The organism is Streptomyces orinoci, from assembly GCF_003121295.1.
Lineage (GTDB): Bacteria > Actinomycetota > Actinomycetes > Streptomycetales > Streptomycetaceae > Streptomyces > Streptomyces orinoci.
The window spans coordinates 148,155-161,213 of the sequence record NZ_PHNC01000013.1 but is presented as its reverse complement, the minus strand read 5'-3'; the positions used below and the strand labels follow the sequence as shown (position 1 = coordinate 161,213).

Sequence of the window (13,059 nt, the reverse complement as noted above, 5' to 3'; positions counted from 1 at the left end):
CGCGCCAATCGCACCCCCTACGATGTGCAAACCCGCACCGTCCGCAGCCCAGGATCCGCCGCATCCGGCACGTACATGCCCGCCTCGATCCCGGAGCGCAAATACTCCAGCACCGGCTCCGTGAGCCGCTCACCCGGCAGCGCCGTGGGGATGCCCGGCGGATAGGGAGTGAGCATCTCCGCCACGATCCGCCCGGCCGCCTCCTCGACCGGCACATCCTCCACCGCGCCGAAGAAGGCGTCCCTGGGCGGGCGTACCTGCTCCAGGCGCAGCCGGTCCGGGTCCGGTACGGTCACCATGGGCGTGGGGCCCAACTCCGCTGCCACGGCGACCAGTTCGCGCAGGGCGGTGAGCAGCGCCTTGGCGGTCTCCCGGTCGTCGGCATGGGTGAGCTGGGCGCTGATCCGCCGGTGGTCGGCCAGGTGCACATCCATACCGTGCCGCTCGCGCAGCCAGTCGGCGGCCCGGTAGCCCGTCAGGCCCAGCTCCGCCAGGTCGATGACCACCGGCAGCGGGTCGAGGTCGGCGGCCCGGCCGGGGCCGGTGAAGTCGGAGCGGCCGTGGACGCGCAGGCCGTCGATGCGCCCGATCTCCGACCGCACCTTGTCCGCCAACTCCAGTGCGTGCTCCAGCAGTTCACGGCCGTCCAGCATCATCTGCCGCCGCCAGGCGTCGATTCCGGCCAGGATGGGCACCGAGGGACTGGTGGTGCCCAGCAGATCGGCGCGTGACTTCAGGGAGGCGGCGTCCAGCAGATCGCCCTGGAGATGGAACACCGAGCCCTGTTCCAGGCCGCTGCCCATCTTATGGATGCTGGTGACACAGACATCCGCGCCGGCGTCCATGGCCCAGGCGGGCAGCGCCGGATGGAAGGGCAGATGCGCTCCCCAGGCCTCGTCCACCACCAGCGGCAGCGAACGCCGGTGGCACACCTCGGCGATGGCGGCCAGCTCGGCACAGGAGCCGTATGGCGTAGGGCTGGTGACCAGGGCGCCCCGGGCGTCGGGATGGGCCTGGAAGGCCCGCTCGAAGGACTCCGCGGACGGCGGATGGGCCAGATGCCGCTCGGCGTCCCACTGCGGCTCCACCCAGACCGGAATGATCCCGGCGAGGATCAGTCCCGACACCACCGACTTATGGGCGTCCCGCCCCACCAGCAGCTTCTGATGCGGGCTGGCCGCCGTGAGCATGGCCGCCTTGACCGACAGGGAACTGCCGCAGGTGGTGAAGAAGGTGTGTTCCGCGTGCACCGCGTCCGCCATCAGCCGCTCGGCGCGCAACAGCACCTGGCCCCGGGCGCGGCGGTCGTCCAGCCCGCCCGAGGCCAGCACATCGGAGAGGAACACCGCCTCGCCCAGCACCCGGCGGGCCTCCGGATCCGCGCCGCGCGCCTGTTTGTGCCCGGGCGGGGTGAACGGCAGCCGGCCTTTGCGGTGGTAGTCCGCGAGCGCTTCCAGCAGTGGCGCCTGCGTGTGATCCATGGGTGGTCCTCCCGGGAAACTCCTCCCGCCTGGTGCGGGCCCTTCGGGTACGAGTGACCCGGGGTGCGGCACCGAAACCCGGCCGGTGACCTCTCCCGCCCGGGGGAGCGGGAATGACCGCTGGATTCGGGAATTACCGCTTGATTCAACGGCTGAATTCAAGGGCGGCTCCCGGGTCAGCAGTAGAGGTTGCCGCCCGGTGCCACGCCGAGGATCCCGGTGAAGCGCTGGTAGTTGGCCACCCGGCTCTGGACCTGGCCGGGATTGCCGCCATTGCATTCCAGCGAGCCATTGATACTGCGGATGGTCTCGCCGAATCCGCGGCCGTTGACCATGGCCTCGTGCGGCGTCATGGTGCCGGGTCCGCGCTGGGTGTCCCAGTACCACAGGGCGGTCTTCCAGGAGACGGCCGCGTCGTTCTGCACCAGATAGGGATTGTGCAGCAGGTCGATGCCCAGGGCGTCGCCCGCCGCCTTGTAGTTGAAGTTCCAGCTGAGCTGGAGGGGGCCGCGGCCGTAGTAGGCGGACTGGCCGGCCGGGCAGCCATAGGGCTGGTTCCGGTCACAGTAGTGCGGGTAGTTGGCGGTGTTCTGCTCCACCACGTACACCAGCCCGCCGGTCTCATGGGCCACATTGGCCAGGAAGGCGGCGGCCTCCTGCTTCCTGGTCTCGGCGCTTCCGGTACCGGCGAAGCCCGGGTAGGCGCTCAGCGCGGCGAGCAGGCCCTGGTAGCTGTAGAAGGAGTTCCGGTTGGGGAACATCTGCTGGAACTGCGCCTCGCTGACCGGGAAGCCGCCCGGCTGCGGGTCGCCGCCGCCCTGGCAGGTGTAGGGGCTCCAGTACCAGGTGCTGATGACCGGGTCATAGCCGGGATTGTCGTGGGTGGCCACATAGAACCGCCCATCGGAGTACCGGACGACCGTGCCCGCCGGATACCACTTGCCCGCGGTCCAGTTGGACGCGCTGTCACAGACACCGGCACCGGTCGCCGCCGAGGCGGCGGGGGCGAGAGCGGACATGCCGGTGAAGGCCAGTAAGGCCAGCAGCAGGGCGGCGATGCGATTTCTTCTCACTACGGCTCCCGGGGATTGGTAGTCGAGTCACGCTGACGGCGCATCAGGACAGCCGCGGCTTTGCCGGGGTCCCGTCACCCTCGCGAAGTGAATAGCTCCGGCGGGTTTGCTGTCAACAGCGACCGCGGTATTCGGCCCAACTTACTTCATCCGTCAATGACTTCAGGACATCTGTCGCCGCAGGGGGTTGCGGAAGGCTCGTTGGGCATGCCATGCATATGCCGGAAGCCGATGCGAGCCAATGAACTGCCGCATTATTCCTGGCTTCTTGTGCCGGTGCGCCGTCCCGTATCCGTGCTGACGGCGTTCTTTGCCCCACCGGCAATGCGACCCTGCCCGGAACAATCCCTGAACAAGGAGAGAACATGCCCGCATTGCGGCCCGCACGATATGCGGCCACCGTCCTGGTGGCCGCCGCCACCGGCATCGCCCTCGGCGCGGGCCCGGCCGCCGCCGACATCCCGGTGGGCCGGCCGATGACCGGCAAGATGACCTACTACACCGACAAGGGGTACGGCGCCTGCGGCACCCCCATCGACGCCACCTCCCAGAACCTGGTCGCCGTGCCGGCGGCCTGGTGGACCTCCCCCAACCCCAACAACGACCCGCTGTGCCAGGGCTTATCGGTGGAGGTCAGCTACAACGGCAGGACCATCAGAGTGCCGGTCAAGGACAAGTGCCCCTCCTGTGACCCCACCCACTTGGATCTCAGCCGGCCAGCCTTCGCGAGCCTGGCGCCGCTGGACCGGGGGGTGGTCAACGGCATCACCTGGAAGTTCGTCCGCTGACCGGACTCCGGCAGGCGGCTGACCGGACTCCGGCAGGCGGGGGCGCCCGGCTGCGGGCCGTCCAGGGCGCGGCAGTCGGCGCCCCCGCTCACCCCTCGTCCAGCGTGCGCGGTTCCAGCGGCCGTACCGCAGGACCCTGGAGCACCGAGCCGTCCGGGGCGAACCTGGAGCCATGGCAGGGGCACTCCCAGGCCCGTTCCGCCGCATTGAAGGACACCAGACAGCCCATATGGGTACAGCGCGCCGAGACTGCGTGCGCCATGCCGTCCTCGTCGCGGTAGACGGCGCAGCGCCGGCCGCCCACCCGCAGCACCGCCCCCGAACCGGGGGCGAGCTCCGCCAGGGAGTCCACCGGGGCGGGCCGCAGCCGGTCGCCCACGAAGTGCCGTACCACCGAAGCCTGGTGCTCCAGGAACGCGGGCGCCTCCCGCAGCGTGCTCCACATCCGCCGGGGATCGTAGAGGTCCGCCCACGGCGGTCGGTGACCGGCGATCAGTTCGGCCAGCAGCCGGCCCGCCATCACCCCGCCACTGATGCCCCAGCCGCCGAAGCCGGTGGCCACATAGGTGTGCCGGGCACGTGGATGGAACGGTCCCACCAGCGGCACCGTGTCGGTGGAGTCGATGTCCTGGGTGGCCCAGCGGTAGCGGATCTCGATGCCGGGGAAGTGCTCCCGGGCCCAGCCCGCCAGCCGCCCGAACCGCTCCTCCACATCGGCCGTGCCCGGCAGAAAGTGCTCCCCGGTCACGATCAGCAGCCGCTTGCCCTCCGCCCAGGGCGCGGTGCGCACCGAGCGGGTGCCGCTCTCCTTGGTGATGAACATGCCCTGCGGATCCCGGGCGGCGTCGATCGGGGCGGCCACCACCAGCTCCCGGCGCGGGGAGAGCCGGGCGAACAGCAGCGCCCGGTCGAAGACCGGATAGTGGGTGGCCACCACCACGTCCCGGGCGGTGACCTGGGCCCCGTTCTCCGCCGTCACCTGGCACGGCTCGCCCTCGCTCAGCCCGGTGACCCGGGTGTGCTCGTACACCGCGCCGCCCCGTGCCACCACATCCCGGGCCAGCGCCAGCAGATATTTGCGCGGATGGAACTGCGCCTGGTCCTCCACCCGCACCGCCCCCTGCACCGCAAACGGCAGCCCGGTCTCCACCACATAGGAGGCCGGCAGCCCCGCCTGGGCGGCGGCATTGGCCTCCTCCCGCACCGCCGCCCGGCCCGCCGCCTCGGTCACATAGGTCAGGGCCGGCCGCCGCTCCAGCTCACAGTCCACCTGAAGCAGCTCCGCCACCTCGCGGACCCGCTCCACCGCCTCCTGCTGGGACCGGGCGTACAGCCGCGCGCCCTCCGGACCACGGGTACGCCGCAGATCCGCGTAGACCAGGGTGTGCAGGGCGGTCACCTTGGCGGTGGTGTGGCCGCTGACCCCGGCGGCGATCCGGTCCGCCTCCAGCAGCACCACCGAGCGGCCGGCGCGTGCCAGCTCCCAGGCCGTGCTCAGCCCGGCGACCCCGCCGCCGATCACCACCACATCCGCCTCGGGGCGCGCCTCGGCGGACAGCGGGGGATAGGCGGTGGCCTCGGAGGTGGACATCCAGTAGGACTCGGAAGCGCCCGCCGGGGCGGGAGTGCCGGAAGGGTTCACCATGCGGGGACGGGTTCCCCGGGGCGGCGGGAGAATTCCCGGGCCGGGCACCTGGTTCCTTCGTTCGGCCCCGGCCGCCGTTTGCCCGTCCCCAGGCGGGGAACCCGGCGGCAAAACCCCCGGCCCGGAGGCGCAAGGCGTGAACCCGAACGACACCCCCCGCGCGGCCGTCTTCGATGTGGACGGCACCCTGGTGGACACCAACTACCTGCACGCCGTCAGCTGGTGGGAGGCGCTGCACCAGGCGGGCCACCGGGTGGCCATGACCGATATCCACCACACCGTGGGCATGAGCTCCGACCGGCTGCTGGACCGCCTGCTCCCCGCGGACCGCGACCGCGAGCAGGACGCCGCCCTCAGCGCCGCCCACAAGACCCTCTACGCCACCTGGTTCGACCGGCTGCCCGTCCTCGACGGCGCCCCGGAGCTGCTGCGCACCCTCGCCGGCCGGGGCTGGCGGGTGGTGCTGGCCACCTCCGCCCAGGGCAGCGAACTGGCCGCCCTGCGCCGGGCCATCGACGCCGACCCAGCCATCCACGCCGCCACCAGCGCCGATGACGTCCGGTCCGGCAAGCCCGCCCCGGACGCGGTCCAGCAGGCCCTGGACCAGGCGGGGACCGGCCCGGAGCGGGCGGTGTTCGTCGGCGACACCGTCTGGGACGTCCAGGCCGCCGGACGGGCCGGAGTGGAGTGCGTGGCCCTGCTCTCCGGCGGCATCGGCCGGGCCGAGCTGCGGGAGGCCGGGGCGGTGGCCATCTACCGCGACCCCGCCGACCTGCTCGCCAACCTGGACGACAGCCCCTTCGGCCGCACCGGCTGAACACCCCGGAACCCACACCCCGACGACGCGAAGAACATAAGGACCAGGCGATGCCCGCACCGCTCTCCGGCGCGTTCCCGCCCCACCCGCTGCGCCAGTACGCGCTGCTCGCCGACGGCGAGCGCGGCGTCATCGTCGGCCCGGGCGGGGAACTGGCCTGGATGTGCGCCCCCCGCTGGGACTCGGACGCCCTCTTCGCCACCCTCGTCGGCGGCAGCGGCGTCTACGCGGTCACCCCGGCGGGCCGCTGGGTCTGGGGCGGCTACTACGAGGAGGGCTCGCTGATCTGGCGCAGCCGCTGGGTCACCGAAGAGGGCATCGTGGAGTGCCGGGACGCCCTGGCCTTCCCCGGCGACCCGCACCGGGCGGTGCTGCTGCGCCAGGTGACCGCCCGCCGTGCCCCGGCCCGGCTGACCGTGCTGCTGGATCCCCGGCCCGGCTTCGGCAGCCGCCGGCTGCGGCAGGCGCACCGGGAGCCGGACGGGGTGTGGACGGCCCGGGCGGGCGAGCTGTATCTGCGCTGGACCGGCGGGGCCAGGGCCCGCCCGGACGGCCACCGGCTGGTCCTGGACCTGACCGTGGAGCCCGGCGGCTGCCATGACCTGGTGCTGGAGATCAGTGACCGGCAGCTGCCCCCGGCCCCGCCGGACGCCGGGGACTGCTGGCGGCAGACCGCCGGCGCCTGGCGGCAGTCCTGTCCCGGACTGGCGGACACCATCGCCCCCCGGGACGCCCGCCAGGCGTACACGGTGCTGCGCGGACTGACCGGCACCGCGGGCGGCATGGTGGCGGCCGCCACCACCAGCCTGCCCGAGCGGGCCGAGGAGGGCCGCAACTACGACTACCGCTATGTGTGGATCAGGGACACCTGCTATGCGGGCCAGGCCGCCGCCCGGGCCGGGGACCATCTGCTGCTGGACGGCACGGTGCGCTTTGTCACCGCCCGGCTGCTGGACGACGGGCCCCGGCTGGCCCCCGCCTACACGGTGGACGGCCGCCGTATCCCGCCGCCGCGCCCGCTGGACCTGCCCGGTTACCCCGGCGGCTTCGACCTGGTGGGCAACCGGGTCAGCGAGCAGTTCCAGCTGGACGCCTTCGGCGAGGCCCTGCTGCTGCTGGCGGCCGCGGCCCGGGCGGACCGGCTGGACCCGGACGCGGCGAAGGCCGCCGATGTGGCGGTGGAGGCCATCGCCCGGCGGCGGCACCAGCCCGATGCCGGCATCTGGGAACTCACCCCGCGCCACTGGACCCACAGCCGGCTGATCTGTGCCGCCGGGCTGCGGGCCCTGGCCCGGGCGGGCGCCCCCGCCGACCGCAGTGTCCGCTGGACCGCCCTGGCCGACGCCCTGGTCGCCGACGCCTCCGCGCACAGCCTGCATCCCTCCGGCCGCTGGCAGCGCGCCCCGGACGACCCCGGCCTGGACGGCGCCCTGCTGCTGCCCCCGCTGCGCGGCGCGCTGCCCGCCGACGACCCCCGTACCGTGGCCACCCTGCGCGCCTACACCGCCGAACTCACCGAGGACTACTACGCCTACCGCTACCGCCATGACGACCGTCCGCTGCGGGAGGCCGAGGGGGCGTTTCTGCTGTGCGGCTTTGTGGTGGCGCTGGCCGAGCATCAGCAGGGCCGGGAGGTGGCGGCCTTCCGCTGGTTCGAGCGCAACCGCTCCGCATGCGGCCCGGCCGGGCTGTTCGCCGAGGAATACGACGTGGGCCTGCGGCAGTTGCGCGGCAATCTGCCGCAGGCCTTCGTCCATGCACTGCTGCTGGAGTGCGCGGTACGGCTCAACGGGCCCTGGACCGACCCCTGATTCAGCGCCAGGTGTCCGTCACCGTGAGCGGGCCCGAAACCCCCGTGTCCAGGCGCCGGTTGGGATCGCTCTCCCAGCTGACGGAGCCATCGGGGTTCTTCTTCAGATACTTGTACTCGACGGTGGCCGAGGCGGGCAGGGCCACCGTGGCACTCCACCGGGGATAGGCGGCCGGGGACAGCGGCACCGCCCGCGCCGGGTCCCAGGCACCCAGCTCGGGCACCGAGCCCACCACATAGACGTTCTGCCCCCACTGGGTGGCGGCCGTCTCATGGAAGGCCGCCTCCACCTTGCCGGGCGGGCTGTCACCGGCGTACCGCTGGGCGACCACCGCCGGGGTCTCCACGGTGCGGCCGGCGGAGATGTCGATGGCCAGCCGGACGTACTGGGCCATGGCCCACATCAGCGGGGTTGCCGAGTTGTCCGGACGGCCCTGGGTGAAGCCACGTTGTCCCGGGCCGGTCCAGATCTGCTCGGAGATCTGCCGGCCGTCATTGGCGGCGGCGGCCATGGCCAAGAGCATCCGCCGGGCGCCGTCGAGGTCTCCGCGCTGTACCGCGAACTCGCCGCGCTCACCGCCGAGTACGGGCCAGGGGCGCCCCAGGCCGCTGCCGGTGTAGTCGCCGCCGTCGGCGGTCTCGCCATAGCCGTCGTGGTTGTAGCGTCCCCAGTACTCGCCCTGGCCGGGCACGGTGGTGCGGATGGTGGCGTCCACCACCGCCAGGGAGGCGGCGATGCGCGGGGAGGACGCCGGTTTGACGCCCAGCCGGGTCAGCTCCAGGAACCCCTGGTCCACCAGGGCCCGCTGGTCCCAACTGCCGCCGCCATTGGCGACATTGACGGTGTCCGCGGCGTCCGGGTCGCCATGGGGTGAGATCCGCAGATAGTACGAGCCGCTGCCGAGCGGGCCGGTGGTGGTGTAGGCGGTGGCGTCCACCGCCACCCGCATGGCGTCCGCCCTGGCGAGGTAGCCGTCGGCCGCCGCGCTGGCCCCGTTGGCCCGGGCCAGGTCCGCCGCGCAGACCAGCCCGGCCACCTCGGCGGCCATGGTGGAGGGGGAGTAGCCGCCGTTCTCCTCCCAGCGCTCCTGGCCGGTGGCCGGGCCATGAGCGGTGATGTGCTCGGCCAGCGGCCGCAGCGCGGCCCAGGTGGCGGCGTCCTTGCGCCCCAGCTGCCAGGCCAGGATCAGCGGGAAGGCCACCTGGTCCTCCTGGGTGCCGCCCCACTCCTGGGTGCCGTCCAGCCAGGAGTTCTGTTTGACGGAACCCTCGGCGGTCACCTCATGGGCGAGGATGTAGTCCAGCGCGTCATTGGCGTCGGCGGTGTCACCGGCCGCCAGCAGGGCCGTGGCCATCTGGTATTCGTCCCTGGTCCACACCAGGTGGTAGCCATGGGCCCCACGGGCGTCGGCGCTCACCCCCGCGCCCCAGGGCGTCACCGGTGCGGCCACGAAGCCGCCGCGGTAGGTCTTGTCCTCGTCCGCCTTCAGTTCCATCAGCGACACCTGGTACTGCTCGCGCAGCCGGGCGTCCCCGCTCACCGAGGAGGGCGGCGCGTGCAGCCGGGACAGCCAGGAGTGCCAGCCGGCCCGGAAGGACGCCTCCGCGCCGGCGAATCCGGCGCGCAGCGAGGCCAGGGTGTCCGAAACTGCCGCCTGGCGGCTGGAGTTGAAGCCCAGCGCCAGGGTGAAGGTGGTGGAGCCGTGCTCGGCCACCGGGATACGGGCGGTCTGGGTGATATGCCCGGGCGTCTCGGCGCTCTGCCGGTCGGTGCTCAGGGCGTGGCCGGTGGCCAGCTGCCGCTCGCCGTCGCCTGGAGTGCCCGCATAGCCGGTGGAGGTGGCGCTGAAGCCGGTGGAGGCGGCCAGGGCGCTGGCCTCCGGGCCATTGGACGCGGCCAGCGCGCCCGAACCGTCGTCGGTGGCCCCGGTGTTGCCCATCCCCTGGTTGCCCAGGGCCGGGCTGTAGTGGGCGTAGAGCGACAGCGGGTTGCCGGAGAGATTGCTGAAGGTCGTCCTGACCAGCACCACCGAGCGGGCGGGGTCGGCCACATAGGTCTTGGTGAGGCGGTAGCGGCCGCTGTTCGCGGTGTTGGTCTGCCGCCACTCCAGGGCGCCCGGGTCGGCGAGCGCGATGGTGTGCCGGGTGGCGGTCACCTCGTCGTCGGTGAAACCGGTGCCATCGGTGACCAGGAACTTCAGCCCGAAGGTGGCCGGGCTGTCGGGTCTGGGGTGGAAGACGTTCGCCAACTGGCCGTCGCCCAGGGTGTACCAGACCTTGGAGCCGGGCGAGAGGGCGTCCGCGAAGCCGTCCACCCGGGGCTCGTTCCAGTGCGAGGCGGCCCCGGGTGCTCCCGGGGCCGGTGCCGCGACGGCCGTACGGGCCCCCGTCGCCGCGAGGCCGGCGACGGTCAGCGCGAGGGCGGCGAGCCAGGAGGTCGTCCGGTGCCAGGGGATGTGCTGTCTTCCTTTCATCCGGGGCAGCGTAATATCCGACGTGCACCTGTCAACACCGCCCGGCCCTGTGCCTGCCCGCCCATGGCAGAAGGGCCCCGCGGTCACCGCGAGGCCCCCATGGCGCCACCGTCAGGAGATCACCTGGCTGGGGCACATCCGCTGGGCCCTGGCCTGTCCCTTCAGCCTGGCGTCCACACAGCCGCCCGGCAGCCCATTGCGGGCCTGGGTGCCGAAGTTGGCGGTGACGGTCAGTGTGCCGTCGCCGAAGACGGTCTGCTGGACCGTGTGGTCGCCGGTCAGCCAGCGGAAGGAGGTCAGCCGCTGGGTGCCCGCCGCCTGGTGCAGCGGGGCGAAGTGCTTCTGGAGCGCGGCCAGTTCGCTCAGGTTCTTCTCATTGCGCGGGTCCTTGTCGCTGAGCACAAAGTTCAGCGGGGTGTTGTAGAGCATCGCCAGCAACGCCCGGTTCCGCTTCTGGTCCGGGAGCTTGTTGAAGGGCAGCTCCCAGCGCTCGGCGTTCACCAGCGAGCCGTGCAGGGCCGTTTCATACAGCGGCACCCGGTACGCCGGGTCGTACATGGCCTTGAGGGCGGCCGCCACCCGCGCCCGGTGCTCCGGCTTGAAGTCATCGACGCGCACCGGCTTGAAGAAGGTGGTCGGGGCCCCGGCGGGGGAGTAACCGCCCCAGGCGTCGTCGTCCTTGGGTTCGTCGGCCCTGGTGTCGAAGTGGCCGGTCTCCATGGCCCACAGCCGGCCGTCCACCGGAGTGCCCGAACCATGGTCGTAGGCCAGCACCTCATTGGCCCAGGAGACCGCGGCCTCCGAACCCAGCACCAGCGGGTTGCGCTGCTTCGCCGAGGGGTCGTAGGTGCCGTCCGCCAGGCGCTTCATCCGGGCCAGCCGGTTGGCGCGGTCCTGGGCCATGGTCATCGGGTGTTTGTCGTCGAAGTCCCGGAAGAGTTCGCCGGCCGCGTCCACATCCAGGAAGTAGCTGTTGGCGCCGTTGGCCACCAGCGAGCGGGAGCGGCCGGCCAGATAGCGTTTGGCCGGCTCGGCCTGCTCGAACGCCTGGGAGCTGAGGTAGCAGCCCTTCTTGTGGAAGCCGGGCTGCGGGGTGCCGTCGGCCCGCCGTACACAGAACTGCGGGTAGACACCGTCGGGCCAGCGGGAGTTGGGCGGGGTGTCGGCCGACTTCTCCTGCCCGTTGGCGTAGGAGTCATATGGACCCACCAGATATCCGGCGTCCTTGGCCGCCTTGACGTCCGCGCTCTTCATGGGCGTGTCATCGGCGTCATAGCCGAGCCAGAGCCGGGAAACCCCCAGCCGCTTCAGGCGCTTGACCTCATCGGCCTTGCGCGCCCCGCCCCAGGCGTAGGCGTGGAAGGCGCCCAGCAGCCGGGCGGTCTCCGGGTTCTTGCGGATCTTCTCGCTCAGACTGCCCAACTGCCCGTGCTCGGAGAGCCAGTTGCGGTAGTCAACGGCCGGGGCCACCGGGGAGCCGTCGGTGAGGGAGAAGGCCACGGTGTACTCCTGGGTGCCTTTTCCCCTGGCGAACTCATGAGCAGCCGTGGCCCGCAGCCGCCCGCCCTGGGAGGTGAAGGTCAGCGAGGAGCCGATATCGGTGGGGGTGATATAGCTGACACCCTGCTGCCCCGACTGCCGCGAGTATCCCCAGACCGGCATGGACAGCGCGGAGCTGAGGTCCTGCTCCTCGCCCACCAGAGCGCCGTCGGCGGAGTTCCAGAACTTGTCGGCGACCGGGATGGACAGCCCTTCGCCCCGGGGGAACTGGATCGCCCCGGCGTCCGGACCGGTGGCGGTCACCGGCCACCGCAATGAGGAGTTGCCGCCGGTGGCGGTGAAGGTGACCAGCAGCCGGCCGTGCTCGGCGCGGGCCCTGGCCGTCAGCCCGCCCGGGTACGACCAGGTGGCGCCGTCGGCGGTGCGGTCCGGCCGGGTGGGCTTGCCGGGGGACCGCTCCGCCGGGGCGGACAGCAGCAGGGTGCGGCCGTCGCCGGTGCGGGCCTCGGCCTTCAGGGTGGCGGGATCGATGGTGGCGGTGCCGCCGCGCACCGGGATGTCCACCCGGCCGTCATGGATCCTTACCTCCGTGACAGCGGCGGCGGAGCCGCCGGCGGAGGACGCCGCGCCGATGGCGGCCTCCACGGTGGTGGCCGCCAGGGCGGTGGCGATGGCGAGAACCAGGACGGTGCGCCGGCCGCGGGATGTTCCTGCGTGGGATGAGCTCCGGGTACTGGTGTGCATGGGTAAGTGATATGGGGCGGTTCTAAGAGGTGTTTAAGAATCCGCCCGCGGCTCGTGGCCCCTGGCCCAACTCCCGGGTCCGGCCGGGGGAGACGGGTCCCGGCCCGGCCGGATCGGCGGCAGCGGTCAGTCCCAGGGATTGGCGCGCTGGTCGTTGATATAGGTCCACATCCGGGTACCGGCGGGCAGATCACCGTAGGCCCAGAACGACCAGCCGCCGGTGGAGGCGAGGTCGGGCCCGAAGTGGCCGTCATGGAACTCGGCGATCCGCCAGCCCGCCCCGAACTGCGCCTGGCAGACACTGTTCGCCGCGGTGAGGCTGTTGAGCCGGGAGCCGCGTACGGGTCTGCTGGCGGCCACCGTGCCCTGGGCCCAGCCGGCGTAGAAGCCGGGGGTGATCCCGTCGGGGACGGGGCTGCCGTCCACATTCAGACAGAGCACCGGCAGCACGGCGGAGGCCGGGGTGTCGCCCTGGTAGGGGTTGCCGCTGTTTCCGGTCCCCACCTGGACCGTGCCGTCGGGGCCGTCGGCCATCTTGCCCCAGGTCAGCCCGGCATGAGTGCCCGGACCGGCGGGCTGGGCGGGGGCGGCGCCGGCCGGCGCGGCCAGGAGCGCGGTGGCGGCCAGGGCGGCCGCGCCGGCCAGCGAAGCGAGCTGGGAGAAGCGCATGGCGGATCCTCACTGGAGAGGGCTCGGGACGGGCATTGTGTGCGCCCTTCACGCTTTC

The 13,059-nt window shown here is 72.3% G+C and carries 9 protein-coding genes; 3 read left to right on the top strand and 6 right to left on the bottom strand.

Going from position 1 to position 13,059, the window contains the following annotated elements; genetic code table 11:
* Positions 1-17: 17 nt before the first annotated feature.
* Positions 18-1,481 carry an aminotransferase class I/II-fold pyridoxal phosphate-dependent enzyme gene (locus tag CV755_RS11180; RefSeq protein WP_109280034.1) on the bottom strand — a complete coding sequence of 488 codons (1,464 nt, stop codon included), beginning with the start codon at positions 1,479-1,481 and terminating at the stop codon, positions 18-20.
* A gap of 176 nt (positions 1,482-1,657) precedes the next feature.
* Positions 1,658-2,554, bottom strand: coding sequence for a glycoside hydrolase family 19 protein (locus tag CV755_RS11175; protein WP_109280033.1), 897 nt, complete (start codon positions 2,552-2,554; stop codon positions 1,658-1,660).
* Between the two features lie 365 nt (positions 2,555-2,919).
* Between CV755_RS11175 and CV755_RS11170 the strand changes: the two genes are divergently transcribed.
* Positions 2,920-3,342, top strand: coding sequence for a cysteine/serine endopeptidase inhibitor (locus tag CV755_RS11170; protein ID WP_109280032.1), 423 nt, complete (start codon positions 2,920-2,922; stop codon positions 3,340-3,342).
* Between the two features lie 88 nt (positions 3,343-3,430).
* Here the strand turns inward: CV755_RS11170 and CV755_RS11165 are convergent, their stop codons facing one another.
* On the bottom strand, positions 3,431-4,987 hold the full coding sequence (locus CV755_RS11165; protein WP_109280031.1) for an FAD-dependent oxidoreductase: 1,557 nt from the start codon (positions 4,985-4,987) through the stop codon (positions 3,431-3,433).
* Between the two features lie 136 nt (positions 4,988-5,123).
* On the opposite strand from CV755_RS11165, the gene CV755_RS11160 reads away from it, so the two are divergent.
* Positions 5,124-5,804 carry an HAD family hydrolase gene (locus CV755_RS11160; protein WP_241561127.1) on the top strand — a complete coding sequence of 227 codons (681 nt, stop codon included), beginning with the start codon at positions 5,124-5,126 and terminating at the stop codon, positions 5,802-5,804.
* A 50-nt stretch (positions 5,805-5,854) separates the two neighbouring features.
* The gene (locus CV755_RS11155) at positions 5,855-7,615 is read left to right on the top strand and encodes a glycoside hydrolase family 15 protein (RefSeq protein ID WP_109280029.1); all 1,761 of its coding nucleotides are present in this window, start codon (positions 5,855-5,857) and stop codon (positions 7,613-7,615) included.
* A gap of 1 nt (position 7,616) precedes the next feature.
* Here the strand turns inward: CV755_RS11155 and CV755_RS11150 are convergent, their stop codons facing one another.
* The 3 genes from CV755_RS11150 to CV755_RS11140 form a co-directional block, all read right to left on the bottom strand.
* The gene (locus CV755_RS11150; RefSeq protein ID WP_109280028.1) at positions 7,617-10,088 is read right to left on the bottom strand and encodes a glycoside hydrolase family 15 protein; all 2,472 of its coding nucleotides are present in this window, start codon (positions 10,086-10,088) and stop codon (positions 7,617-7,619) included.
* Between the two features lie 111 nt (positions 10,089-10,199).
* Positions 10,200-12,332 (bottom strand): glycoside hydrolase, encoded by a 2,133-nt coding sequence (locus CV755_RS11145; RefSeq protein ID WP_109280027.1) that lies wholly within the window; start codon positions 12,330-12,332, stop codon positions 10,200-10,202.
* Between the two features lie 126 nt (positions 12,333-12,458).
* A complete protein-coding gene (locus CV755_RS11140; protein ID WP_109280026.1) occupies positions 12,459-13,001 on the bottom strand; it encodes a flagellar hook-length control protein in 543 nt (180 codons plus the stop codon).
* Positions 13,002-13,059 lie beyond the last annotated feature (58 nt).

Bases quoted from the DNA above. Each gene is read 5' to 3' on its own strand.
- CV755_RS11180 (WP_109280034.1), bottom strand. From the start codon at position 1,481: ATGGATCACACGCAGGCGCCACTGCTGGAAGCGCTCGCGGACTACCAC.
- CV755_RS11170 (WP_109280032.1), top strand. From the start codon at position 2,920: ATGCCCGCATTGCGGCCCGCACGATATGCGGCCACCGTCCTGGTGGCC.
- CV755_RS11165 (WP_109280031.1), bottom strand. From the start codon at position 4,987: ATGGTGAACCCTTCCGGCACTCCCGCCCCGGCGGGCGCTTCCGAGTCC.
- CV755_RS11155 (WP_109280029.1), top strand. From the start codon at position 5,855: ATGCCCGCACCGCTCTCCGGCGCGTTCCCGCCCCACCCGCTGCGCCAG.
- CV755_RS11150 (WP_109280028.1), bottom strand. From the start codon at position 10,088: ATGAAAGGAAGACAGCACATCCCCTGGCACCGGACGACCTCCTGGCTC.
- CV755_RS11145 (WP_109280027.1), bottom strand. From the start codon at position 12,332: ATGCACACCAGTACCCGGAGCTCATCCCACGCAGGAACATCCCGCGGC.
- CV755_RS11140 (WP_109280026.1), bottom strand. From the start codon at position 13,001: ATGCGCTTCTCCCAGCTCGCTTCGCTGGCCGGCGCGGCCGCCCTGGCC.